General features: G+C 61.0%; 13 protein-coding genes (1 of these 13 only partly in view). 8 read left to right on the top strand and 5 right to left on the bottom strand.

What is annotated here, in order from left to right:
- Positions 1–12392, bottom strand: partial view of a non-ribosomal peptide synthase/polyketide synthase gene (locus ACWR1S_RS13425; RefSeq protein WP_454563827.1) — the 5' portion only. Its footprint begins 22 nt before the window's first position; only the first 12392 of its 12414 coding nucleotides appear in the window; it begins with the start codon at positions 12390–12392; its stop codon lies beyond the left edge, outside the window.
- Between the two features lie 244 nt (positions 12393–12636).
- Positions 12637–13374 (bottom strand): thioesterase II family protein, encoded by a 738-nt coding sequence (locus ACWR1S_RS13430; protein WP_454563828.1) that lies wholly within the window; start codon positions 13372–13374, stop codon positions 12637–12639.
- A 131-nt stretch (positions 13375–13505) separates the two neighbouring features.
- On the opposite strand from ACWR1S_RS13430, the gene ACWR1S_RS13435 reads away from it, so the two are divergent.
- Entirely contained in the window at positions 13506–14639 is a 1134-nt protein-coding gene (locus ACWR1S_RS13435) for a cupin-like domain-containing protein (protein WP_454563829.1), read from the top strand.
- 50 nt (positions 14640–14689) lie between these two features.
- Here ACWR1S_RS13435 and ACWR1S_RS13440 read toward each other — a convergent pair whose 3' ends face one another.
- Positions 14690–15862: an MFS transporter gene (locus ACWR1S_RS13440; RefSeq protein ID WP_454563830.1), complete on the bottom strand. Its 1173-nt coding sequence runs from the start codon at positions 15860–15862 to the stop codon at positions 14690–14692.
- A 260-nt stretch (positions 15863–16122) separates the two neighbouring features.
- Between ACWR1S_RS13440 and ACWR1S_RS13445 the strand changes: the two genes are divergently transcribed.
- The 3 genes from ACWR1S_RS13445 (at position 16123) to ACWR1S_RS13455 (ending at position 19491) form a co-directional block, all read left to right on the top strand.
- The gene (locus ACWR1S_RS13445; RefSeq protein ID WP_454563831.1) at positions 16123–16923 is read left to right on the top strand and encodes a glucose 1-dehydrogenase; all 801 of its coding nucleotides are present in this window, start codon (positions 16123–16125) and stop codon (positions 16921–16923) included.
- Positions 16916–18742, top strand: a complete 1827-nt coding sequence (locus ACWR1S_RS13450) for a glycoside hydrolase family 15 protein (RefSeq protein WP_454563832.1) — start codon at positions 16916–16918, stop codon at positions 18740–18742. The genes ACWR1S_RS13445 and ACWR1S_RS13450 overlap by 8 nt, the downstream gene beginning before the upstream one ends.
- A gap of 359 nt (positions 18743–19101) precedes the next feature.
- Positions 19102–19491 carry a hypothetical protein gene (locus tag ACWR1S_RS13455; RefSeq protein WP_454563833.1) on the top strand — a complete coding sequence of 130 codons (390 nt, stop codon included), beginning with the start codon at positions 19102–19104 and terminating at the stop codon, positions 19489–19491.
- A 22-nt stretch (positions 19492–19513) separates the two neighbouring features.
- Here ACWR1S_RS13455 and ACWR1S_RS13460 read toward each other — a convergent pair whose 3' ends face one another.
- The gene (locus ACWR1S_RS13460) at positions 19514–20488 is read right to left on the bottom strand and encodes a GlxA family transcriptional regulator (RefSeq protein ID WP_454563834.1); all 975 of its coding nucleotides are present in this window, start codon (positions 20486–20488) and stop codon (positions 19514–19516) included.
- Positions 20489–20577: 89 nt separating this feature from the next.
- Here ACWR1S_RS13460 and inhA point away from each other — a divergent pair, with 89 nt between their 5' ends.
- From inhA to ACWR1S_RS13480, 4 genes are all read left to right on the top strand, one after another.
- Positions 20578–21264, top strand: coding sequence for an isonitrile hydratase (gene inhA, locus ACWR1S_RS13465; protein ID WP_454563835.1), 687 nt, complete (start codon positions 20578–20580; stop codon positions 21262–21264).
- A gap of 231 nt (positions 21265–21495) precedes the next feature.
- A complete protein-coding gene (locus ACWR1S_RS13470) occupies positions 21496–22287 on the top strand; it encodes a CPBP family intramembrane glutamic endopeptidase (protein WP_454563836.1) in 792 nt (263 codons plus the stop codon).
- Between the two features lie 102 nt (positions 22288–22389).
- On the top strand, positions 22390–23955 hold the full coding sequence (locus ACWR1S_RS13475; RefSeq protein WP_053118810.1) for a methyl-accepting chemotaxis protein: 1566 nt from the start codon (positions 22390–22392) through the stop codon (positions 23953–23955).
- A gap of 331 nt (positions 23956–24286) precedes the next feature.
- Complete coding sequence (locus tag ACWR1S_RS13480; RefSeq protein WP_454563837.1) at positions 24287–24757, top strand: hypothetical protein; 471 nt, start codon at positions 24287–24289, stop codon at positions 24755–24757.
- A gap of 780 nt (positions 24758–25537) precedes the next feature.
- Here ACWR1S_RS13480 and ACWR1S_RS13485 read toward each other — a convergent pair.
- A complete protein-coding gene (locus ACWR1S_RS13485; RefSeq protein ID WP_368968547.1) occupies positions 25538–25903 on the bottom strand; it encodes a DUF6124 family protein in 366 nt (121 codons plus the stop codon).
- Positions 25904–26209 lie beyond the last annotated feature (306 nt).

Here is a 26209-nt window from a genome sequence, read left to right on the forward strand (position 1 = left end):
AGCAGGGCTTCCAGCTTGCTCAGTTTCTGTTCGTTGATTGCCCCGCCTCCTGTATCGAGTCGAGCGACAAAGTCACTCAGGACGGGGTGCTGGAATAACAGTTGCGGGGTCAGCGTCAGGCCCAGTTCGAGGGCGATGCGCGACACCACGTTGACCGCCAGCAGCGAGTGCCCGCCCAGTTCGAAGAAGTGATCGTTGAGACCGATGCGTTCGACGTCGAGCACTTGCTGCCAGATCGCCGCGACCTGCTGCTCAAGCTCACTCTGCGGCGCGACGTACGCGGCCTGCATCTGGCTGGCATCCACCGCTGGCAGGGCCTTGCGGTCGAGTTTGCCGTTGGGGGTCAGTGGCAACTGCTCAAGGAACAGCAGGTGCGCGGGAATCATGTAGTCAGGTAACGAAGACTTGAGGCCAGTCTTTAGTCCGTCGCGCAGTTGCCGTTGCGCTTCGCCGTCGTACAGATCCAGTGCCGGGGCGACCACATAGGCCACCAGTTGCGCGCCGGTGGCGCTGTCGACGGCGAGCACCGCCGCCTCGGTAACCTCGGCTTGAGCGAGCAATCGCGCCTCGATCTCCCCCAGTTCGATGCGGAATCCACGAATTTTCACCTGATGGTCGATGCGCCCCATGTACTCCAGATCGCTGTCTTCACGCTGGCGAATCAGGTCGCCGGTGCGGTACATGCGCTCGCCATGGCCGACGAACGGGTTCGGCACAAAGCGCTCGGCGGTCATCGCCGCACGCCCCAGATAACCGCGCGTGATGCCGGCGCCGGACAAGTACAGCTCAGCTGAAACCCCTTGTGGCACCGCTTGCAGATCGGCGTCGAGCAGATGGCTGGCGCTGTGGTCGAGGGCACGACCAATGCGCGCCTGGCCACCGGCATTGCGGCGGGTCCAGGTCGAATAGGTGGTGTCTTCCGACGGGCCGTACAGGTCGTAAACGTGCGCGACCGTCGACTGCTCATACAAAGCGTCAACCAGCCCTTGCTTGAGCGGCTCGCCAGCCAGATTGATGATGCGCACGCTCGGTGGAATCTGCCCGGCGCGTTGCAGCGCAGCGATGGCCGACGGCACGGTGTTGATCAAACGCACGCTGTCGCGCGCCGGCAACTGCGGCAGCTCCAGTGCATTGCGCGCGATGATCAGCGAGCCACCATTGGCCAACGTGACAAACAACTCCCACACCGACAGGTCGAAGCACACCGAGGTCGAAGCCAGCACACCCTGGATGTCGTCGCGGCCATAGACCTTGGCCGACCAGTCGATCAACGCCATGACGTTGCGATGGGCGATGGCCACGCCTTTCGGCTTGCCGGTGGAGCCGGAGGTGTAGATCACATAGGCAAGGTTATCTGCTTGCACCGTCGTTTGCGGCGCGTGAGCCGGCCAGGCATCCAGCCCCTGTTGATCCATCAGCAGCGTTTGAGTACCACCTGGCACGCTCAGCGTCTGCGCAACGACTTGCTCGGTCAGGAGCACCCGCGCACGGCTGTCTTCAAGCATGTAGGCGACGCGATCGGGGGGGTAGTCCGGGTCCAGCGGCACGTAGGCGCCGCCCGCCTTGAGCACGGCCAACAGGGCAACCAGCAACTGTTCGGAACGTGGCATCGCCACGCCCACCCGCACTTCCGGGCCAACACCGAGTTCGATCAGTTTGTGCGCCAGACGGTTGGCCTGTGCGTCCAGTTGCGCGTACGTCAGTTGCACAGTGCCAAAAGTCACGGCCAGTGCATCCGGCGTCGAAGCGACTTGGTGGGCAATGCCTTGATGAATGCACAGCTCTGTAGCGAATTCGCTGGCAACGGTTGCTGCTTGCTCAATCAGCGTCAACTCGCTGAGCGAGCATTCACCCACCTCGGTCATCTGGCTCAACAAATGCTCAAGGTGCACGCCCAACTGCGCCACGCTGGTGCCTGCAAAGCAGTCGCGCTGGTAGCTGAAATGCACCGAAAGCTCAGCGCCCATGTGCACCAGCAGCGTCAACGGATAGTTGGTTTGTTCATGGTTGATGACCGGACCGAAACGCAGACCTTGCGGCGCGCCCTGCGCCAGTGCCTCGGCAATCGGGTAGTTCTCGAACACCATCAGGCTGTCGAACAGCGCGTCACCGCCCTGCCCGGCCCAGCGTTGGATATCCGCCAGTGGCGTGTGCTCGAATTCGCGCAGTTGCAGGTTCTGCGCCTGCACCGCTTGCAGCCACGCCGCCAGACGTTGTTGCGGTTGTGGCGCAGCAATCACTGGCAGGGTGTTGATGAACAGGCCAATCTGCTGTTCGGCCCCCGGCAGATCCGCCGGACGCCCGGCAACCGTGGCGCCGAACGCCACGCAATCCTTGCCGGTGTAGCGCTGCAACAGCAACAACCATGCGGCTTGCACCAGCGTGTTGACGGTGACTTTCGAAGCACGGGCGAACTCGCCCAGACGTCGGGTCAGATCAGCGTCGAGCGTCTGGAAATGATCGCCGTAACCGACCACCGCGTGATGGTCGTGCGGTTTAGCGATAGCGTGGGCCAGACGTGTCGGTTCTTGCAGATCGGCCAGCGCGGCCTGCCAATACCCTTGCGCCAGCGCAGCATCCTGACGCTGCAACCAGCCAATGTAATCGCGATAACGCCCACTCGACCGGGCCACCGCTTCACCGCTGTAATGCTGCAGCACTTCGCCGAGCAACTGCGCGCTGCTCCAACCGTCCATGAGGATGTGATGGTTGGTGTAGATCAGGTGATGACGGTCAGCAGCAGTACGCACCAGGACCAGACGCATCAGCGGTGCAGCGGTCAGATCCAGACCTTGCGCACGCTCCTCATCAGCGAGTTTTTGCAGCGCGGCGTCCAGGTCCGGCTGCGCGCTCCAGTCGAGAATTCGGAACGGCACGTCGAGATGACGCTGCACCACTTGCACCGGTTGCGGCAGATCGCCCTGCCAGAAAAAGCCTGTGCGCAGAATGTCATGAGCATCGACCACTGCTTGCCACGCCGCGCGGAAACGCTGCGGATCGACGCCGTCAACGTCCAGACGCATCTGGTTGACGTAGTCGCCACCGCCCTGTTCAAGCAAGGTGTGGAACAGCATGCCCTGCTGCATCGGCGACAGCGGGTAGATGTCGTCGACGGTTGGCGGCTGTGGCACCAACACGTCCAGTTGCGCCTGCGTCAGCGTCGCCAGCGGGAAGTCCGAAGGGGTCACGCCACGGTTGGCGCTGTCGCAGCAATGCGCGATCAGCGTAGTGAGTTCCTGCAGGTAATCGTCGGCCAGACGCTGGATCGTCGCCGGGTTGAACATCTCACGGCTGAACGTCCAGCTCAGATCAAGCTCACCGCCGAACACTTTGCCGTCGAGCGCCAACGGGCTGCCCAACGGGCCTGCCATGTTCACCTCTTCGCCGCCGGACTCGCTGGTCGGCACGAACAAGGCCTCGTCGCCAGCCTCGAAGCTGCCGTCGAACTGCCCGAGGTAGTTGAAGGTCAGGCGCGGCTTCGGCAAGGCTTGCAGCGCTTGCCGTGCAGACGCGTCGCCAAGGTGCGCGAGCGCACCGAAACCGATGCCTCTGTTGGGGATCGCGCGCAGTTGTTCCTTGATCTGTTTCAGCGAAGCGCCGAGGTCGGCGACCGGCACCAAACGGGCCGGGAACACACTGGTGAACCAGCCGACGGTGCGGGTCAGATCGACATTATCGAACAAGTCTTCGCGACCATGACCTTCCAGTTGCACCAGCACACTGTCGTCACCGGTCCAGCGCACCATCACTCGCGCCAGTGCGGTCAACAACAGGTCGTTGACTTGCGTGCGGTAGGCCGCCGGCGCTTCCTGCAACAGCTGCCGGGTCAGGGTTTTGTCCAGTTGCGTGCGGATCGATTGCGCCTGGTTGTGTTGCTGAGCACCTTGCGGGTTATCGCACGGCAACTCGCTCGAGGCACCTTGCAGTTGTTGTTGCCAGAAGCCCAGCTCCGCCTGCAACGGCGCGCTGGCGGCATAGTCTTGCAGTGCTTCGGCCCAGGCTTTGACGGCACTGGTTTTGGCCGGCAATTGCACGGCCGCACCCGACTGAATCTGCCGATAAGCGCTTTGCAGATCGTCGAACAGAATCCGCCACGACACGCCGTCGACCACCAAGTGGTGAACCACCAATAACAAGCGTTGAGTGCCATCGGCGAGATTGGCCAGCACCGCGCGGATCAGCGATCCGCCGCTCAGTTGCAAGCTGCGCTGGGCCTGATTGCCCAACACCTCAAGTGCCGCCAGATCAGCGACCTCGACCTGCCACACAATGGTTTCCCCTGCTTGCGTCGCGACATCGCGGTACTGCGCCGACCAGCCCTGCGCCTGCTCGGCAAAATTCAGTCGCAGGCTGTCGTGATGCACCACCAGCGCATCCAGTGCCTGCTCCAGCACCTGCGCGTCCAGCGCTTGCGACGGTTTGAGCATCACCGACTGGTTCCAGTGATGACGATCGGGAATCGGCTGAGCGAAGAACCACTGATGAATCGGCAGCAGCGCGGTGTCGCCAGTCACTGGTTGCTGATCGATCAGTTGCAGCGGCTCGCCGGTTTGCACCACGGTGGCCAGCGCCTGAATAGTCTGGTGCTGGAACAGATCTTTCGGGGTGAAGCGCAAACCGCCCTGACGGGCACGGCTGACCACTTGAATCGAGATGATCGAGTCGCCGCCCAGCTCGAAGAAATTGTCACTGAGACCCACGCGTTCCAGCTTCAGCACGTCCTGCCAGATCGTCGCCAGTTGCTGCTCCAGCGCGCTTTGCGGCGCGACATATACTTGCTGCAATTGACTGACATCCGGCTTGGGCAAGTTCTTGCGATCCAGTTTGCCGTTCGGCGTCAGTGGCATGCGCTCCAGACGCAACACGTAAGCCGGCACCATGTGTGCCGGCAGCGTGACCTTGAGTTGTTCGCGCAGTTGCTCGGCGAAATCTGCCCGCGGCGAATCGCTGACCACGTACGCGACCAAGCGTTTGCTGCCGGCACTTTCCTGCGCCACGACCACCGCCTCGCGCACGTCGTCGAGGGCTTGCAGACGGGCTTCGATCTCGCCCAGTTCGATGCGGAAGCCACGGATTTTCACTTGATTGTCGATCCGTTCGAGGTAGTCGAACGTGCCATCGACACGCTGACGCACCAGGTCGCCGGTGCGATAGAGCACGCCACCGCTGCGGCTGAACGGGTCGGCGACAAACCGCTCGGCGGTCATCGCCGGACGGTTCAGATAACCCCGCGCCACGCCGCTGCCGCCCAGATACAGCTCACCGGCCATGCCTTGCGGCAACAGGTTCAGATCGGCGTCCAGCACATAGGCGCTGCGGTCACCGATACGGCTGCCGATTGGCGCATACGCGGCGCCACACGGTTCGTCGCGACCGGCCTTCCAGATCAATGGCGTGACCACGGTTTCGGTCGGGCCGTAGCCATTGATGATGTACTCGGGATTCAGTGCACGCTTGACCCGCTCGAAACTGGCGTTCGGCACCGCATCACCGCCGAAGCAGTAGATACGCACCTTCGGTGGATTGCCGACACGTTCGGCGTGCTCGGCCAGTTGTTGCAGGTACACCGGCGGGAACGCGACCACGGTCACGCCGTGTTCGATCATCGCGTTGTAGGTTTGCTCGGGTGTCCACAGGCTGTCGTCGCGAATCAGCAGCGAGCCGCCGTGGGTCAGGCTGGTCAGCCAGCGCTCGTGGGCGCCGTCGAAAGCGAACGACATGAAGTGGAATTCGCAATCGCTGTCGCGCATTTCGTAACGCTCGCCGATCGCCAGGCAGTGCATGGCCAGCGGGCCGTGACTGACGCTGACACCTTTCGGGTTGCCGGTGGAACCCGAGGTGTAAATCACGTAGGCAAGGTTGTGCGGATCCAGCACCACGGCAGGTGCCTGCGCCGAATGCGCGCGCAGGTCGAGGTGATCGAGTTCCAGCACGGTCAGTGTGTCAGCGATCGGCAATTGCGCCGTCACTCGCGAATCGGTCAGTAGCAGCGCCAGACCGCAATCCTGCATCAGGTAGGCCAGACGCTCACGCGGGTAACTGGTGTCCAGCGGCACATAGGCGCCACCGGCCTTGAGCACCGCCAGCAGCGCGACAATCAAACCTTCACTGCGCGGCAGCGCGACACCGACGCGCACTTCGGCGCCAACGCCACGCGCCACCAGCTCATGGGCGAGACGGTTGGCACGGGCGTCGATGTCGCCGTAGCTGAAATGCTTGCCGTCGAAAATGACCGCGGTGCGATCCGGCTGTTGCGCCGCCAGTCGCGCATAACGCTGATGTACGGCGAGATCGACCGGGTAGGCCTGCGGTTGATTTTCGAGGATCTGCCGGGTGTGTTCCTCCGCCGTTGCCAAGGCAATTTCACCGAGACGACGCTCGGCAGATTCGGCGAATTGCTCCAGCAGATGCAGCAGTTGCGCGCTGAGACGCTCGACAGTCGTGACACTGAAATGCGCCTGATCAAAGCTCATGTGCAGCGCCAGGGTTTCGCCCAGCGTCACGCCCAGGGTCAGTGGGTAGTGAGTCTGATCCTGGTTGGCCACTTCGCCGAACACCACGCCTTGCGCAGTGCCGTGTTGCAGCGCCTCGGAAATCGGGAAGTTCTCGAACACCAGCAGCGTGTCGAACAACGACTCGCCGCCCTGCCCGGCCCAACGCTGAATGTTCGCCAGCGGCGTGTGCTCGAACTCGCGCAGGCTGAGGTTCTGCGCCTGCACCGCCGCCAGCCACGCGGCAACGCTTTGATCCGGACGCGAACCGGCAATTACCGGCAAGGTGTTGATGAACAGGCCGACTTGCTGCTCGATGCCGACCAGTTCCGCCGGACGCCCGGCGACGGTGGTGCCGAACGCCACGCAAGCACTGCCGGTGTAACGCTGCAACAGCAGCAACCACGCGGCTTGCACCAAGGTATTGGCGGTGACTTTCTGCTGCCGGGCGAACTCGTTCAGGCGTTGCGTGCGCGGTGCGTCGAGCTGGTAATGGGTGAGCGCATGACCGCGCTCGGCACGCACTTCACCGCCACCCGCAGCGGCTTGCGCCAGCACGGTCGGCTCGTGGAAGTCGGCCAGTTGCGCCAGCCAGAACGCTTCGCTGACGGCACCGTCCTGACGTTGCAGCCACTGGATGTAATCGGCGTAACGGCTCAGCGGACGCGGCGGTTGCTGGCCGGCATAACGCTGCAGCACTTCGCCGAGCATCTGCGCGCTGCTCCAGCCGTCCATGAGGATGTGATGGTTGGTGAAGATCAAGTGATGACGCTGATCAGCGATTTGAATCAGCGTCACGCGCAGCAGGCCGGCCTCGGTCAAATCGAAGCCCTGCGCCAGATCGGCAGCGGTGAAATCCTTGAGCGCCTGAGCGATGTCGGCGCGCGCGCGCCAATCAAGCAGCGTGTACGGCAATTCGAGACGGCGATGGATGATCTGCAGTTGTTCCTGCAGTTCGCCCTGCCAGACAAAGCCACTGCGCAGGATGTCATGGGCGTCCATGGTCGCCTGCCACGCGGCGCGGAAACGCTCGGGATCGAGGCCGTCGACATCGACACAGAGCTGATTGATATAAGTGCCGCTGCCCTGCTCGTACAAGGTGTGGAACAGCATGCCCTGCTGCATTGGCGACAGCGGATAGATGTCTTCGATACCGGCAGCGGCGACCGGGATTGCGTCCAGTTGTGCCTGGGCGATGTGCGCCAGCGGGAAGTCCGACGGCGTAACACCCATCGATTGCGGCTCGCAGCAATGGCTGATCAGCGCTTGCAGTTCAGCGGCGTATTCGTCAGCCAGACGAGCGATGGTCGCCTCGTTGAACTGTTCGCGGCTGAAGGTCCAGCGCAGATCCAGTTCACCGTCGTAGACCTGGCCTTCGACGCCCAGCCAATTGTCCAGCGGCGCGTCCGGATTCTGCTCGAGCCCGCCACGTTCACCGGCCGGGCTGAACAGTGCGCCCTCCTCGGCATCGAAACTGCCGTCGAACTGGCCGAGGTAGTTGAAGGTGATGCGCGGCACTGGCAGCGCTTTGAGCGAGGCCTGCGCCGACGCGTCGCCAAGGTAGCGCAGCAGACCAAAACCGATGCCCTTGTTGGGGATCGCGCGCAGTTGCTCCTTGATCTGTTTGATCGCGCCCGGCAGCGATTCCACCGGGGTCAGGCGCACCGGGAACAGGCTGGTGAACCAGCCGACGGTGCGGGTCAGATCGACGTCGTCGAACAGGTCTTCACGACCGTGACCTTCCAGTTGAATCAGCGTGTCGGCATGCCCGCTCCAGCGGCAGATCACCCGCGCCAGTGCGGTCAGCAGCAGGTCGTTGACCTGGGTGCGATACGCCGCCGGTGCCTGTTGCAGCAGTTGGCGGGTGAAGGTTGTGTCGAGGCGGCTGTGCAGCACTTGAGCGTGGCGACTTTGCCGGCTGCCCTGCGGGTTGTCGCACGGCAGATCCAGCGCCGCGCCGTCGAGTTGCTGCTGCCAGAAACGCAACTCGGCCTGCACCGCGTCAGTCGCGGCATAGGCTTGCAGATGCTCGCCCCAGGCCTTGTACGAACGGGTCTTGGCCGGCAGTTTGATGCTCGTGCCTTGCACTGCTTGCTGATAAGCCTGTTGCAAATCCTCGAGCAGAATCCGCCACGAAACACCGTCTACCGCCAAGTGATGCACGGCCAGCAATAGACGCTGACTGCCATCAGCGACGGTCGCCAGTACCGCGCGCAACAGTGGGCCGTTTTGCAGGTTCAGGCTTTGCTGGGCCTTGGCGTATAGCGCTTGCAGATCATCAGCGTCGAGACGGTCAGCCGTCCACAACAGCTCAGGATCCGCCGCGACCGGCGCCACTTCTGCACGCCAACCCTCAGCGCTTTCGACGAAGCGCGAACGCAAAGCATCGTGCTGCACCAGTAAGGCATTCAGCGCTTGCAACAGCGCCTCGGCATCCAGAACTTGATGACTGCGCAGCAGCACCGCCTGGTTCCAGTGATGACGCTGGGGAATGTCTTCAGCGAAGAAGGTCTGCTGGATCGGCAGCAACAGCAGCTCACCGATGACCGGGCCTTGATCGATGCTCACAGCGAGGTTGCCTTGCCGGGCGACGCTGGCCAGACCTTGCACAGTCTGGTGCTGGAACAGGTCGCGGGGGCTGAAATGAATCCCGGCCTGACGCGAACGGCTGACCACTTGAATCGAGATGATCGAGTCACCGCCCAGCTCGAAGAAATTGTCGGTCAGACCGACCTGTTCGAGCTTGAGCACGTCCTGCCAGATCGCCGCGATTTTCTGTTCCAGCTCACTGCGCGGCGCCACAAAGGCCTGCTGCATCTGGCTGGCGTCCGGCGCCGGCAAGGCCTTGCGATCGAGTTTGCCGTTCGGGCTCAGCGGCAAAGCGTCGAGGAACAACAGCTGCGTCGGCACCATGTAATCCGGCAGGCTGTCCTTGAGTTGCGCTTTGATCGCGTCGCGCTTGGCGCCTTGGGCTTCGCTGGACGCCGAAACCACCATGGCGTCTTGCGGCACCACGTACGCCACCAGTTGTAGGCTGCTACCGCCCTGCACCGCCAGCACCACGGCTTCTTTGACGGCATCGAGTTCCAGCAGGCGCGCTTCGACTTCGCCCAGCTCGATACGGAAGCCTCGGATTTTTACTTGATGGTCGACGCGGCCGACGTATTCGAGCTGGCCTTTGGCGTTGAAGCGCGCAAGGTCGCCGGTACGGTAAAGACGCGCGCCCGTCGTGGAAAACGGATCAGGAATAAAACGCTCGGCGGTCAAGTCCGCTCGCTGGAAGTAACCGCGCGCCAGCAACTCGCCGCCAATCAACAATTCACCGACCACGCCAATCGGCGTCGGCTGACCGTCAGCATCCAGCAGATAGGCATGGCGCCCCGGCAATGGCTGACCAATCGGCAGGGTCAGCGGCAACGGCTGACGACCGAATACGTAATCGCTGCAATCGAGGGTGGTCGCGGTGACCGTGGCTTCGGTCGGGCCATAAGTATTGAGCAGTTTGACGTGCTCCAGCCCGGCCAGACGCCAGGCCTGCACACCTTCCGGCGGCATCGCTTCGCCACCGCTGTGTACCTGACGCAGCGCGGCGTAGTCACGCGGGCCGGCGGCGGCGAACTCCTTGGCGATCATGTTCCAGTAGGCGGTGGTCAAGTCCATCACCGTAACGCCGTGCTCGACGATGTTGCGGTACAGGGTTTCGCTGTCCCACACCTCGTTGCCGCGCAACAGCACCGAGGCGCCGCAGGTCAGCGGGCCGAACAGTTGTTCGCCAAAGGCATCGAAGTTGAACGTGGCAAATTGCAGCGCGCAATCGGCGGCGCTCAAGTCGTAGTAATACTGCGAGGCAAAGGCATGCCTGCTCAACGCACCATGGCTGATGCCGACGCCTTTCGGGCGGCCGGTGGAGCCGGAGGTGAACATCACGTAGGCAAGGTTATCCGCCCACACCGCGCGCTGCGGATTGCTTTCGTCGGCGTGCTGCCAAGCCTCGGCCTGATCCAGGCACAGGTTCTGCACGTTGTGCGGCAGCGGCAGACGTTCCAGCAAATGGCTTTGGGTCAGCAGCAAGCGACTGCCGCTGTCTTCGATCATGCACAGCAAGCGATCGCGCGGGTATTGCGGATCCAGCGGCACATACGCGCCGCCAGCCTTGAGCACGGCGAGTATCGCAACGATCAGCTCCAGTCCCCGGTCAACGGCCACGCCGACCAGCACTTCCGGGCCGACACCCTGCGCCAGCAACGTACGGGCCAGACGGTTGGCGCGGGCGTTGAGCTGTGCATAGGTCAGTTGCTGAGCGTCGAACATCAGCGCGATGGCATCCGGCGTTTGCGCGGCTTGCGCTGCAAACAGTTCGTGCACCGGGCGCTGGCTCGGCCAGACCGTATCGTGACGCCCCCAATCCCGTGTCAGTTGCTCGAACTCTTGCGCGTGCAGCAAACCGATCTCGCCAACCCGCTGCAGCGGATCGTTGACGATGCTGTGCAGCACGTGCGTCCAGTGCCGCGCCATGCGCTCGATGGTTTCGCCGTCGAACAGGTCGCTGGCATAGGTGAACGCGGCGTGCAGTTGGCCGCCCTTTTCATAGGTGTCCAGGCTCAGGTCGAACTGGGTGCTGCGGCTTTCCCATTCGATCACGCCCAGTTCCAGACCGCTGCCGACCTTGAGGGTGGTGACGTCGGCCACTTCCGGTTGATGGTTGTACATCACCTGGAACAGCGGGTTGTAACTCAGGCTGCGTTCCAGTTTCAGCGCTTCGACCAGCCGCTCGAACGGCAGATCCTGATGCGCCTGGGCACCGAGCGCGGTTTCCTTGAGCGCGCTGAGCAGATCAGCGAATGCGGTCTGACCGTCGAGCTGTACGCGCAGCACCTGAGTGTTGACGAAGAAGCCGATCAAACCTTCGATCTCGCGGCGGTTACGGTTGGCAATCGGCACACCGACGCGCAAATCGTTCTGCCCGGTGTAGCGGTGCAGCAGAACATTGAAGGTGCCGAGCAGCAGCATGAACAGCGTGACGCCGTGTTGGCGCGCCACACCGCGCAGCTGCTCGACCAGCGCCGCGTCCACCACGTGCTCGTGGCGACGCCCGCGATTGCTCGGTATGACCGGGCGCGGACGGTCCAGCGGCAGCTCCAGCACCGGGTGCTCATCACCCATTTGCGCCAGCCAGTAATCGAGTTGCCGCTGTTGTTCACCCGCCTCCAGCCAACGCCGTTGCCACAGCGCGTAATCGCTGTACTGCACAGTCATCGCCGGCAGTTCAGCGACCCGACCCTGATCATGGGCATCGTAGAAACGGCAGAACTCGTCGATCAACACGTTCATCGACCAGCCATCGGAAACGATGTGATGCAGGGTCAGCAGCAGCACGTGTTCCTGCTCGGCCAGTTGCAGCAGACGCACGCGCAACAGCGGACCGTTGGCCAGATCGAACGGCACTAACGATTGCTCTTCGGCCGCCGCCGCTACACGGGTTTCGCGCTCGGCCGCCGGCAAGGCACTGAGGTCGATGCGCTGAATATCCAGTGGTTGTTGCAACGGCACTTGCAGCAAGCTGTCATCGGGCTGTTGCTGGAACACCGTGCGCAGGGTTTCGTGGCGTTCGATCAGGCTGGCAAACGCCTGCTCCAGCGCCGGCTGATTCAGGCGCCCGCTCAGACGCACCGCCGCCGGCAGGTTGTAAGCGCCGCTCTGCGGATCCAGGTGCCAGAGAAACCACATGCGTTGCTGCGCATAGGACAGCGCCTGACGATCCTCGGCCTCAACGCCAACGGGGATCGGAAACCGGGAAAAATCCACCCCTTCCCTCTGCAAGGCCGCGAGGAACATCTGGCGCTTTTCCAGGGGCAGCCCGATAAACCGGCGAGCAAGTTTCAGGGAGTCTTCAGCATTCATTTCTTAGCATCCGGATCAGTAGGCAGGAAGCACAAAGGCACGTCATCCCTATAAAACGAATGCACAACGGAAAAATTAGCGATTGAGAACAACTGTCAGGCGGGAGGCAGAGCGGGGCTTTTTCGGGCAGCACAAATCAAAGGTGGGAGCGAGCCTGCTCGCGAAAGCGGTATGTCAGGCAATGAAAATGTCGACTGTGACGACGCTTTCGCGAGCAGGCTCGCTCCCACAGGTTATGCGCTGTTCAGGCGGTCGCGACCATGGTGTGGCGGCGGTGGTGTACGTCGAGCTGATCCTTGATCACCTTGAGCACTTTCGCTTCGTGCTCATGGATGAAGAAGTGCCCGCCGGCCAGCATGTCCACCGAAAAGCTGCCGCGGGTTTCCTTGCTCCAGCCAATCAATTGCTCGGTAGTGGCGCGATCGGTCTTGCCGCCCAGTACATGCACCGGGCAATTGAGCAGTGGTCGCTGCAGCGGCTCGAACTTGCCGCACAACAGGAAATCGGCGCGCAGGATCGGCAAAGTCAGGCTCATCAACTCAGCATTGGCCAGCACTTCCTCGCTGGTGCCATTGAGTGTGCGCAACTGATCGATCAACTCGGCATCGGTCTTGGGGTCGGCAAAGCCGCGATCGTAATCAAGGCGCATCGTCGGCGCCGCGGTACCAGAGGCAAACAGGGCCACCGGCTCCGGGCAACCCAACGTACGCAGGGCATGAGCCATTTCGCACGCCAGCAAGGCGCCGAGGCTATGACCGAACAACGCATAAGGCGTCTTCAGCGTGGGTTGCAACTCCTTGGCCAATTGCATCGCCAGAGCGCGCATGTCGGTCTGGAGCGGCTCATCAAAGCGCGCGCCACGGCCCGGCAACTCAACCGGTTTGAGTTGCAGCCATTGCGGCAACTTCGGCCGCCAGCGGCTATAGACCATCGCACTGGCACCGGAATACGGCAGGCACAGCAGAGTCAGCTGGGTCACCACACTTTCCTCAAAAAAATTCGTCTGTAAAGAGAAACGGATCGCCGACCACACAAATTAGTCGGTGCGAGCTAAATCCCCCCCCACAGGCGCTCGTTAACTGTTCAGACCAAAACCAATAACGAGGATTCGCCGTGGACTTGCAGAGCATTCTGGGCAAGCTGTTCGCCAATGCCGGTGCCGTCGGCATCGAAGGTGTTTTCCAATTCGTTTTTGGCCCGCAACAGGCCTACTGGTCCGAGGTCAAGGCCGGTAGCCGCACCGAGGCCGGGCACCACGCCAGCCCGGACGTGACCATCGAAGTTGCGCAACAGGACTTCGTCGGGATCATGCATGGCACGGCCAATGTCGAAGAGCTGTTTGCCAGCGGTCGCTTGAAGATCGGCGGCAACATGGGCCTGGCGACGCTGCTGCCGCAAATCATCGACCATGCCCGCCACGGGAGTGCGGTGGTGGAAAAGGTCGACATGAACAAGCGCTATCCGACGCCGCCACGCTTCAGCGAAAGACTCACCCGTGGCCTGCCGACCCAACTCACTGTCGAGCGTCGCCCGCGCAGCGAGTTGTCAGTCGCCGAGTTCGAACGCCATTACTTGCGCAACGGTATTCCGGTGATCATCAGTCATGCGCTGCACGACTGGCCGTTGTTCAAGCTCAGCCGCGAAGCGTCACTGGTGCATTTCGCCGAGTTGCAAGGCATCACCCGCCACGGCGATTACGTGAAGAAAACCTTTTCCACCGAACGTGATTTCCGCTCAACGTCCATGGCCGATTTCATTGCTTCGCTGGACCGCCCGGCAGTAAAAGGGACGGACGGCGAACCGCCGGCCTACATGGGCAACAACATCCTGCCCGCCGCGCTGATGCAACAGATCCAGTACCCGGCCTACTTCGATGCCGCGCTGTTTATACCGCCGCGAATCTGGATCGGGCCGAAGGGCACGTTGACGCCGTTGCACCGCGATGACACCGATAATCTGTTCGCCCAGGTCTGGGGACAGAAAAAATTCACCCTCGCCGCCCCGCATCACCGGGAAGCGCTGGGCACTTGGTCGACGGCTCCGGAGGGTGGGCTGGACGGTTGCGATTTCAACCCGGATGCACCGGACTATGAGCGCTTCCCGGCGGCACGTGAGGTGCCATTCCTGCGCGTGACGCTGGAGGCCGGGGATTTGCTGTTTTTGCCGGAGGGCTGGTTCCATCAGGTGGAGTCGGTGTCGACCTCACTGTCGGTGAACTTCTGGGTGAATTCGGCACGGGGGTGGTAACACTGCAAACCCTGTGTGAGCGAGCAAGCTCGCTCACACCCTTGGCGATCTCATTTCAAATGGCGGTGACTCTGCACCGCCGAACCCAACACCACCGCCCCCGCCGCGATCGCCAGCCAGAATCCGCTGCGCGCGCCAAAGGCATCCACCAGCCAACCGGAGCCGGCGGCCCCGACTGCCACGCCGATACTCAGACCGGTCACCAGCCAGGTCAAACCTTCGGTGAGTTTGGCCGCTGGCACAATGCGTTCGATCAACGCCATCGCCACAATCAGCGTCGGCGAGAAGAACAGCCCGGCGATAAACACCGCCAGCGACAAGCCCAGAATATTGCTCGCCAGCAACAGCGGCAACGTCGTCACCGCTGTCGCCACACCGCCGTACAGGAACAACTGCGGCAATGGCAATTTCGAGCGCATCGCACCGAAGGCGATGCCGGCCAGGCACGAACCGATGGCGTACACGGACAACACAATACTGGCGGCCGCCGGTTGGCCCTGTTGTTGGGCGAACGCGACGCTGACCACGTCGATCACACCGACGATGACGCCCATGGCGATCATCAGCGCCAGCAGCAACTGAACGTCAGTCGAACCAATGATCGAGCCTTGATGCCCGGACGCATGCGGATGCACCGGTGGCTCGGTGCTGCGCTGGGCAACAAACGCCGTCACGCCGATCGCCAGCGCCAGCAATGCCGCCAGCGGCCCGGCTTCGGGAAACACCGCCACGCACAAACCCACCGACAGCGGCGGGCCGACGATGAAACACACCTCATCGAGCACCGATTCCAGCGCATACGCAGTCTGCAATTGCGGCTGGCCGCGATAGATTTCGGTCCAGCGTGCGCGCACCATCGCCGACATGCTCGGCATGCACCCGGCCAGCGCGGCGAACACAAATAACGTCCAGGTCGGCGCCTGCAAGCGGGTGCAGAGCAGCAACATCAACAGCGCCCCGCCGCCAACCAACGCCGACACCGGGAGAATTTTTCGCTGGCCATAACGGTCAACCAGACGCGACACCTGTGGCGCGCAAAACGCCGTTGCCAGTGCGAACGTCGCCGCCACCGCACCGGCCAAGGCATAGCCACCCTTCAACTGCGAAAGCATGGTGATCACGCCGATACCGGTCATGGAGATCGGCATGCGCGCGATCATCCCGGCCAGCACAAAATTGCGTGCGCCGGGGGCGTTGAACAATTCGCGGTAGGGGTTTGCCATGGGTTGCAGCCTCAACTAGGGCCGCCAAGTTGCCATAGGGTCGGGTGGCGTGGAAGTAGGGAATTGTTGGTGGAATGTGAAGGCCCCTTCGCGAGCAGGCTCGCTCCCACACTGGATCAGTGGTGTACACAAATCCCCCTGTGGGCGCGAGCCTGCTCGCGAAAGCGGCGGCGAAATCACCGCAGCCCTTTCTGCCGAATGAACTCTCACTAATGGCAACCGGTCAGCTATGTAGGCCCTCACTCAAGGCGCGCCATTGCATGCACATCTCCCTCATCGGACAAACAGCCCTGATCACGGGCGCCAGCTCCGGCATTGGCCAGGCGTGCGCCAAAGCCCTGGCCGCTGCCGGCGCCGCAGTTGTCATCAACTACAACCGCCAGGCAGAACCTGCCGAAGCACTGGCCCGGCAGATCATCGCTGACGGTGGCCAGGCCCTCGCCATTGGCGCCGATGTCTCAAAGGAAGACGAAGTTGAACGGCTGTTCGCCGAAACCCTCGATGCCTTCGGTTCGCTGGACATTCTGGTGGCCAACTCGGGGTTGCAAAAAGACGCCGCCGCTGTGGATATGTCGCTGGACGACTGGAACGCGGTGATCGGCGTCAATCTCACCGGGCAGTTCCTCTGCGCCCGCGCCGCCCTGCGGATCTTCAATCGCCAGGGCGTTCGTGAAGGCGTGTCGCGCGCGGCCGGCAAGATCATCCACATGAGTTCGGTGCACCAGCGCATTCCCTGGGCCGGGCACGTCAATTACGCCGCGTCCAAGGGTGGCGTCGACCAGTTGATGCAGACCCTCGCACAGGAAGTCAGCCACCAACGCATTCGCATCAATGGCATTGCGCCGGGGGCGATTCGTACGCCGATCAATGCTGCGGCGACCACGGGAGATGCCGAACAAGACCTGCTCAAACTGATTCCCTACGGGCGCATCGGCGATGTCGAAGACGTCGCCAATGCGGTCGTCTTCCTCGCTTCCGACGCCTCCGATTACATCGTCGGCACCACCCTGTTCATCGACGGCGGCATGAGCCTCTATCCGGAGTTTCGCGGCAATGGCTGAGCATCACCTGGAACGACAAAGTCCGATCGATGCCCACGGCATCATCGGCGACATGCGCAGCGCGGCGCTGGTCAACGACCGTGGCAGCGTGGATTTTTTCTGCTGGCCGGAGTTCGACAGTCCATCGATTTTTTGCTCTTTGCTGGACACCCCTGACGCAGGGATCTTCCAGTTGGCGCCGGACTTGCCCGATGCTCGACGCGAGCAGATTTACCTGCCTGACACCAATGTCCTGCAAACCCGTTGGCTGAGTGAGCGCGCGGTGGTGGAAGTGACCGATCTGCTGCCCATCGGAGACAGTGACGATGCCCTGCCGCTGCTGATGCGGCGGGTTCGTGTAGTGAGCGGCTCGGCGACTTTCACGATGCGCTGCGCCGTGCGCCACGATTACGCCCGAGCCGACACCCGAGCAGAGATGGATCAACAAGACGTGACGTTCAGCGCGGCTGGCCAGCCGTCACTGCGCCTGGCTTCGGACCAGCCGATGCAGATCGACGCGCAAGCAGCGGTGGCGCAATTCACGCTCAAGCAGGATGAAACGGCGGCGTTCATGCTCGGTGCGACCGATGATCCACGATTCGCCGAAGGCGCCGGACACTTGTGCATGGAGCGCACGCTGAAGTTCTGGCGCGACTGGATCGGTCAGTCGATTTACCGCGGGCGCTGGCGCGAAATGGTCAACCGTTCGGCCCTTGCGTTGAAGCTGCTGACCTCACGCAAACACGGCGCGATTCTCGCCGCCGCCACTTTCGGTCTACCGGAAACGCCGGGGGGCGAACGCAACTGGGACTACCGCTACACATGGATCCGCGACGCCTCGTTCACGGTGTACGCGTTCATGCGCCTGGGCTTTGTCGGCGAAGCCAACGCCTACATGGGCTGGCTGCGCGGACGTGTCAGCGATTGTCATGGGCAACCGATGAAACTGAACATTTTGTACGCCATCGACGGGCAACAGGAATTGCCGGAAACCGAACTCGATCACCTGTCCGGACACGGCGGCGCGAAACCGGTGCGCATCGGCAACGGCGCGTACGACCAGATCCAGCTCGACATCTTCGGCGAGCTGATGGACGCGGTGTATCTGGTCAACAAATACGGCGATGCGATTTCCCACGAAGGCTGGAAGCATGTGCGCGAAGTGGTCGATCAAGTCTGTGAGACGTGGCAGACCAAAGATGTAGGGATTTGGGAAATGCGCGGTGAACAGCACCACTTCCTGCACTCGCGGCTGATGTGCTGGGTGGCGCTGGACCGGGCGATTCGATTGGCCTCAAAGCGCTCGCTGCCAGCACCGTTTGCGCAATGGGACCAGACCCGGCAGGCAATCTACGCCGACATCTGGGACAACTTCTGGAATGAAGAGCGCGGGCATTTCGTCCAGTACAAGGGTGGCACCGCACTCGACGGTTCGATGCTGTTGATGCCGCTGGTGCGTTTCGTCAGCGCCAAGGATCCACGTTGGCTGTCGACGCTCGAGGCGATTGAAAAGCATCTGGTGCGCGATGGCATGGTGTATCGCTATCGCAACGACGACAGCAATATCGATGGCCTGGCCGGCACCGAAGGCGCCTTCGCTGCGTGTTCATTCTGGTACGTCGAATGCCTGGCCCGCGCCGGCCAGGTGGAAAAAGCCCATCTGGAGTTTGAGCAACTGCTGCGTTACGCCAACCCGCTCGGGTTGTATGCAGAAGAGTTCGACAGCCATGGCCGGCACCTTGGCAATACGCCACAGGCGTTAACACATCTGGCGTTGATCAGTGCAGCGAGCTTTCTGGATCGACGTTTGAGCGGGGAAAAGAGTGAGTGGCAGCCGTAATGTTCGCCAGTGACTGTAGGAAATAGCCCACAAAACGATGACTTTGTAGGACCCCTGTGGCCAGGGGATTTATCCCCGATGGGCTGTTAAGCAGCCCCAAAACCACTCGACTCATTCATCCAGAAGTACCGGAGCTTCTGAGATTTGGGCCACTGCGCAGCCTAACGGGATACATCCCCTCGCCACATTTGGGCACACCTGCGGACTACAGCGGTTCAACATCCCCCCTCTCATCCCTCCCCCGCAACTCGCAGTCACACCCGGAAATACCCTGTTGCCACCTGTTACATCCGCCCCTACCATCCACCGCAACGGGCACAGCGGAGCTGTCCAATAAAACCCGAATTCAAGGAACCAGAATGTCCCAGCACGTCCAGCGCACCATCGACACGCCCCTTCGCAGCGGCCTGACCCGCACCCAACTCTGGGAAGCCGCGGACAAAGGCCTGATCAAATGCTGGGAAATCGGCCGCCAGCGCGCCGCACGCTTCCCCGACCTCGCACAAAAATGCCTCGCCGGCGAACTGCCCGTGCTCGGCTGGAAAGGTGGCGTTAGCCGCAGCCTGAAGAAAAACGAGAAATATGGCTCACTGAAATACCTGGCCCAGTGGCAGGGCTTGCGTGGCGAGGATCTGGATATTGATTTGAGTGAAGAGCGTTCGCTGACGTGCTCAGGGACGAAGATGCGAGTGACGTTTACGCCGGATCGGACGAAGTATTTCAATCAGGTGGCGGAAGCTGAGGTTTAGTTGAAGGAGAACCCCCAAGGCATTACGGGTTAACCACTGCATTGACCGAGAACCGCTCACGATAGGCTTGCGGCGTCACGCCGATCGCGCGCAAGAAACTGCGCCGCAACGTCTCTTCACTGCCAAACCCGCAATTGGCGGCTATGCGTTTGACCGGCAAACCGGTGTCACTGAGCAATCGCCGCGCCGTCTCGACGCGGATCAGTTCAATCGCCCGCGCCGGGGTCTGGCCGGTGTCGGCGCGGTAATGGCGGACGAAGCTGCGTTCGCTCATGCCAGCCTGCTCGGCCAGGGTCGGAATGCCGAGGTCGCAGGTGAGGTTTTCGGCGATCCACGCGTGCAGTTCATCAAAGCGATTGCCCTGATTCTGCAACGACAAGGTCACGCTGAATTGCGATTGCCCGCCCGGGCGCTTGAGGAACACCACCAGATGCCGGGCGACGTCCAAGGCGATTTCACTGCCCAAGTCTCCTTCAACCATCGCCAGGGCCAGATCGATGCCAGCCGTGACACCCGCCGAGGTCCACACCGGGCCGTCGTTGATGAAAATCGGATTCGCCTCAACGTGCAGATTGGGGTGTTGCTGCGCCAGTTGTTCGCAGCGAGTCCAGTGAGTGACCACGCGACGACCGTCGAGCCAGCCACTGGCGGCCAACAGAAATGCACCGGTACACACGGAAGCCACGCGTCGACATTTGCCGGCATGTTCGCGCACCCAATCCACCAACAGCACATCTTCGGCCGCCGGATAAATGCCCCAGCCACCGGCGATGATCAACGTATCGCTGGGCGCTTCGGGCAAAGGTTCCGCTAACACCGCCAACCCCGCCGACGACATCACCGCCCCGCCGCTGCTGGCAATCACGCTCGGCGCATACGGGATCGGCAAGCCGCGCTGACGGGCGATGTCATTGGCCGAGGCGAACACCTGCAATGGGCCGGTGACGTCGAGGATCTGCATGTTGGCAAACGCGAGTACGTGGATGGCTTTGGGCATTTGGCGTAATTCGTGGGGTGATTGGCGTATGCGCCAGAACCTACGCGCCTACAGTGAAGCCGTCCACCCCTTTTCACGGAGCAAGAACGATGACGCTGCAGATCGGTTTTCTGTTGTTTCCACAGGTTCAGCAACTCGACCTGACCGGGCCGTATGACGTGCTCGCCTCGTTGCCGGGCGTGCAGGTGCACTTGATCTGGAAGGATCTGATGCCGGTCACCGCCAGCACCGGGCTGCTACTTAAACCGACCACCACGTTTGAAGATTGCCCTTGTCTGGATGTGATCTGCATTCCCGGTGGCGGCGGTGTCGGCGCGTTGATGGAAGACGAGGTAACGCTGGCCTTCATCAAGCGTCAGGCTGCTCAGGCGAAGTACGTGACATCGGTGTGCACCGGTTCGCTGGTGCTCGGCGCGGCGGGCCTGCTGCAAGGCAAACGGGCGACTACGCATTGGGCGTATCACGATCTGCTGCCAACACTGGGGGCGATTGCGGTGAAGGATCGGGTGGTGCGTGACGGCAATTTGTTTACCGGTGGCGGAATTACCGCGGGGATCGATTTTGCCTTGGTGTTGGCTGAAGAGTTGGTGAGTGCTGACGCGGCGCAACTGATTCAGTTGCAATTGGAATACGCACCGGCGCCGCCGTTCAACGCGGGCAGCCCGGAGACTGCGCCGAGCGCAATTGTCGATGAAGCACGTTTGCGTGCAGCGCCATCGTTGAAGCTGCGCACGGAAATCACCGAGCGTGCGGCGGCGAAACTTAACTTGCGCTAGATCCCACGCCAAACGCAAAACCCTGTAGGAGTGAGCCTGCTCGCGATTGCGGTGGATCAGCCAACATCTGCGTTGAATGACACACCGCTATCGCGAGCAGGCTCACTCCTACAGTTGATCGGGGGTTGCCGCAGGTTCGCGCACTGTCCCGGTTTGCCACCACACCTTCACTTGTCCCCACGCCCCCACCCGTGTAGAAAGCCCTTCCACAAATTTGCACAGGGACTTTCGATGAAGGCTTTGCCATGGCTCTATCTTGCGCTTCTCAGCCTCGGTTATGGATGGGCGCTGAGCTTCGGCCACCTCGGCTGGCTGGCTTTGATTTCTGTTGGATTGCTAGTGTTCGCCGGCTTTGCCGTGCGCCAACAACAGGTGCCGGTCGCGCGTTTTCTCGGCCATGGCCTGTTCATCGTGCTGGCCCTCGCGCTGGCATTGCACTGGCTGCCGGGCTTCGCCAATGGTCGCGCCATTGATCCGCAACGCTTCACCGATAACGCCGTGCCGTTCTCGATGTACCTGAATCTTGATAAACCGCTGGTTGGCTTCTGGCTGTTGCTGGCCTGCCCGTGGATTGTCGGGCGACGTTCGCTGCGCCTGAGCGTGTACGCCACCGCCCTCGCCCTGACCTTGAGCGCGGTTCTGGCCCTCGGTGGCGCGCTGTTGCTGGGCGTGATTGCCTGGGCGCCGAAGTGGCCGGATCAGGCGTGGCTGTGGGTGCTGAACAACCTGCTGCTGGTGACCTTGGTCGAGGAAGCGCTGTTTCGCGGCTATATACAGGGCGGCCTCAGTCAACGCTTCAAACACCTGCCTTACGGCGACAACCTCGCCCTGCTGCTGGCCTCGCTGCTGTTTGGCCTGGTGCATGCCGGCGCGGGCTGGACCTGGGTGTTGCTGGCAGGGCTGGCGGGGGTCGGCTATGGTCTGGCCTACCGTTTTGGCGGACTCGGCGCGGCGATCGCCACGCATTTCGGCCTGAACCTGCTGCACTTCGGCCTGTTCACCTATCCGATGCTCGCCGGCTGAAGCAAGCGCCGTTTTGCGACGCCGTGCTGATTATTGAAAAAAAATTTCAATAAAAAGCTGTCACCGCCGACAACCTTTCAAAGCCTTGCGGATTGAAAAACCATGCGTAATAACCAGCCCATTACACAACGCGAACGGACTTTCCCGGCTCAGCAGCGGTTGATTTCCACAACCGACGCCAAGGGCGTGATCACCTACTGCAACGACGCTTTCGTCGAAATCAGCGGGTTTTCGCGTGAGGAACTGATCCGTGCGCCGCACAACCTGGTCCGTCACCCAGACGTACCGGCGGCGGTGTTTTCGCACATGTGGGGCACACTGAAACAAGGCTTGCCATGGATGGGCATTGTCAAGAATCGCTGCAAGACCGGTGATCATTACTGGGTTAACGCCTATGTCACACCGGTGTTCGACGGCAATCAGGTGGTCGGTTACGAGTCGGTGCGGATCAAACCCACCGCCGAACAGATCCGCCGTGCCGAAGCGCTCTACCAACGCATCAACCAAGGCAAGTCGGCGATCCCTTCCAGCGATAAATGGCTGCCGGTGCTGCAAGACTGGCTGCCGTTCATTCTGGTCAGCCAACTGAGCTTCGTGATCGGCGCGACCCTCAACTCGCACTGGGGCTTCGCCCTCGCCGCCGGTTTGTCGGTGCCACTGGGCCTGATGGGCCTGCAATGGCAGCAACGCGGACTCAAGCGCCTGTTGCGCCTGGCCGAGCAAACCACCTCCGACCCGCTGATCGCGCAGATGTACACCGACAGCCGTGGCGCCCAGGCGCGTCTGGAAATGTCGATCCTCAGCCAGGAAGCCCGTCTGAAAACCTGCCTGACCCGTCTGCAGGACACCGCCGAACACCTGACCGATCAGGCCAAACAGTCCGACGTCCTGGCGCACAACAGCTCCAGCGGCCTGGAACGTCAGCGCGTGGAAACCGAACAGGTCGCCACCGCCGTCAACCAGATGGCCGCCACCACTCAGGAAGTGGCGAGCCACGTGCAGCGCACTGCTGACGCCACTCAGGAAGCCAATCGCCTGACCGGTCGCGGCCGTGACATCGCCGGCGAAACCCGCGAAGCCATTCAGCGTTTGTCAGTGGTTGTTGGGGAAACCGGCCTGACCGTGACGCAACTGGCCAAGGACAGCGACGAAATCGGCGGCGTGGTCGACGTGATCAAAGGCATCGCCGACCAGACCAACCTGCTCGCCCTCAACGCCGCCATCGAGGCTGCACGTGCCGGCGAGATGGGCCGTGGCTTTGCCGTAGTCGCTGACGAAGTGCGCCAACTGGCGCAACGCACCAGCGAATCCACCGGGCAGATTCATGCCCTGATCGCCAAGCTGCAGCAGACGGCTTCGAGTGCCGTGCAGACCATGGAAGCCGGGCATCGCCAGGCAGAAGAAGGTGTAGCGCGGGTGCTGGAAGCGGATCAGGCGTTGGTCGGGATCAGTGAAGCGGTGGCCAACATCACCGACATGACCACCCAGATTGCTGCGGCGACCGAAGAGCAAAGTGCGGTGGCTGAAGAGATCAGCCGCAACATCAGCAATATTTCGGAGCTGGCGGATCAGACCTCGGAACAAGCGCATAACTCGGCGTTGTTGAGTGAAGAGCTGACGAAGACGGCGAATACGCAGTACTCGTTGGTGGAGCGGTTTAACCGCTGATTGAACTGGTGATAACAAAAAACCCGGATGGCGAGAGCTTCCGGGTTTTTTATTGTGTCATTGAAATTACCCAATCCGGGGTTCGGTTTGAGTTGAGCTGCGCATGAAGAGCTCAGTCACTCATTTCGCCACAACCGCCGACCGAGGAATCTAATACCCACGGTGCACTTCTTTAATAAATCTTGTGTTGAACATTCCAAAATCAACCCACAAAACATTACAACCGTCTACTGTCAGACCTGACAGTAGACAGTCAACTTTCATGGGTTTATTTATAAATCGTCGAACAGACACTCGCAACTGTTCACACGATAAGACCAAGGAGTTGAAGATGACTGCACAACTTATTTACATACCGAAAACAGATTTTACTCAGAAGCAGGGAAATGTCCTCACTTGGCAATTCGGCACCAATCCCGAAACGACGGCCGTAAAAACTTTTTTTGATCTACACCATTTTATTCCGACAGGCGAAAAGAGCTGGTCAATCTCAGGATCGACAGGAACGCTGGAGGACGAAAATATCTTTCTCTACCTTTTCTCGATCCCCTATACCAATGACGCCCCGTTCCATAAAACCTATACGTTGAACGATGGACTGAGATTCCAGCACGGCCACTCATCGCCTGGGCCGTCTGGATTTTATGGATTCACCTACATTGATGCTGATGAGGCCACAGTCAATATCGACATCCATCCCACCAAAGGGATTGCCAAAGGTACATTTGAAGCAAAGTTTAAAAGTCATGGGTACCGTACACAGCCGAAAGGAACTTTCAACTTGTTAAGAGATGATTTGTGATCTTCTGCAAACAACGCTTCGACCCGCTCTGCCATAAAAAGATATTTCAGTGACAGGCAATCGATATAGCACACCTTATAGCCGTGTAACGTTTTCGCGAAGAGGCCCACTCCTACATTAGAGATGCGGTGGCCACAGGTTATGTACCCGACGACAATCCCCTGTAGGAGTGAGCCTGCTCGCGATGAGGTAATAACAGCCAGCGAAATTACTGAGGCAACTTCGAGTGGGTGGTGGCCGTACGCGGGTTGGTAGACCGGCTGCAATAGGAACCCGGCGCTCACGAGTGAGCCCCACGCATGACCACCATAAAGCCGAACCTCAAGAAAGAGGCTCCATAAGGTGTTGCCACACAGCTATTACAGACGGGCTACCAAACCCGATCACTGATTTGCAGTGACAGGCAAACGATATAGCCCGGCCCATAGCCGTGTAAGCCGGCGGATTCTGGCGTACGCGTAGGTAACGGCGCAAGGTGTTGTAGGCCCTGCGGCGTAACGGATTGTGTGATTTAAACGTGCTTACAGGATTGCGTTTACCGACAGAAAAATCCGCAAATGCCCTGTTCTTTTGATGGTGTCTGTCAGACCGCTTTCGCGAGCAAGCTCGCTCCCACATTTGGACCGGATGCAATCAGTTAGAGGTTGGTCGACTCTTAGGCCGCCATCGCGAGCAGGCTCACTCCTACAGGGGATCGTTGTCGGGCACTCAATCAGTGATCACCGCAGATCCAATGTAGGAGTGAGCCTGCTCGCGATGAGGCCATAACAGCCAGCGAAATTACCGAGGCAATTTCAGCTTATCCAACAGTCGATTAACCAACAGCTCGTTGAGCATGATCACCTGTTGCAGCGCCAGCAATGGTTTGCGTTCCGGGCCACCCACCGAGTTGGCGATGTTACCGGCCATGGCGTGGGCGTATGAAAGCGATTCGCTCGCTTCGACCAGTAGGGTTTCGTCATCCAGCGTGGGGTCGACGAGGTAGACGGGGCGAAACTTGGGCGAGTTTGGCGGGGCCCCCAGTGCTTCGGGTCGGAGGTAGTAGTCGAGGGCGCGATCAGTCGCTTCTTTTGTCTTTTGAGACTCAAGCGCTGGGTCGTGAGGGGTTGGGTCTGTGCCCGGAGGGTTTGGCGTGGCTTTGAACATAAATATCTAATTCCTGAACAAGGGCCGCGACCGTTCTCTACTAAAAGAAGGGTGGCGGCTGTGCGCAGGTTAGTAGACCGGAGGAATTAGCAAGACCGGCGCGCTCGAAAGCGCCCTGAGCACAGCCACCATTGAGTACAGGCAGATGCGCCTGACTTAATGGGACCTATGCACTTACTAAAACCATACGGGCTACTAAACCCGACCACTGATGGGCAGTGGCAGGCAAACGATATAGCCCGCGCTATGGTCGTGTAAGCCGGCGGATTCTGGCGTACGCGTAGGTAACGGCGCAAGGTGTTGTAG

The organism is Pseudomonas sp. AIG (assembly GCF_977020205.1).

What these genes read in the sequence shown, in the direction of transcription:
- ACWR1S_RS13440 (WP_454563830.1), bottom strand. Translation starts at nt 15,862, where the DNA reads ATGGCAAACCCCTACCGCGAATTGTTCAACGCCCCCGGCGCACGCAAT.
- ACWR1S_RS13445 (WP_454563831.1), top strand. Translation starts at nt 16,123, where the DNA reads ATGCACATCTCCCTCATCGGACAAACAGCCCTGATCACGGGCGCCAGC.
- ACWR1S_RS13450 (WP_454563832.1), top strand. Translation starts at nt 16,916, where the DNA reads ATGGCTGAGCATCACCTGGAACGACAAAGTCCGATCGATGCCCACGGC.
- ACWR1S_RS13455 (WP_454563833.1), top strand. Translation starts at nt 19,102, where the DNA reads ATGTCCCAGCACGTCCAGCGCACCATCGACACGCCCCTTCGCAGCGGC.
- ACWR1S_RS13460 (WP_454563834.1), bottom strand. Translation starts at nt 20,488, where the DNA reads ATGCCCAAAGCCATCCACGTACTCGCGTTTGCCAACATGCAGATCCTC.
- inhA (WP_454563835.1), top strand. Translation starts at nt 20,578, where the DNA reads ATGACGCTGCAGATCGGTTTTCTGTTGTTTCCACAGGTTCAGCAACTC.
- ACWR1S_RS13470 (WP_454563836.1), top strand. Translation starts at nt 21,496, where the DNA reads ATGAAGGCTTTGCCATGGCTCTATCTTGCGCTTCTCAGCCTCGGTTAT.
- ACWR1S_RS13475 (WP_053118810.1), top strand. Translation starts at nt 22,390, where the DNA reads ATGCGTAATAACCAGCCCATTACACAACGCGAACGGACTTTCCCGGCT.
- ACWR1S_RS13480 (WP_454563837.1), top strand. Translation starts at nt 24,287, where the DNA reads ATGACTGCACAACTTATTTACATACCGAAAACAGATTTTACTCAGAAG.
- ACWR1S_RS13485 (WP_368968547.1), bottom strand. Translation starts at nt 25,903, where the DNA reads ATGTTCAAAGCCACGCCAAACCCTCCGGGCACAGACCCAACCCCTCAC.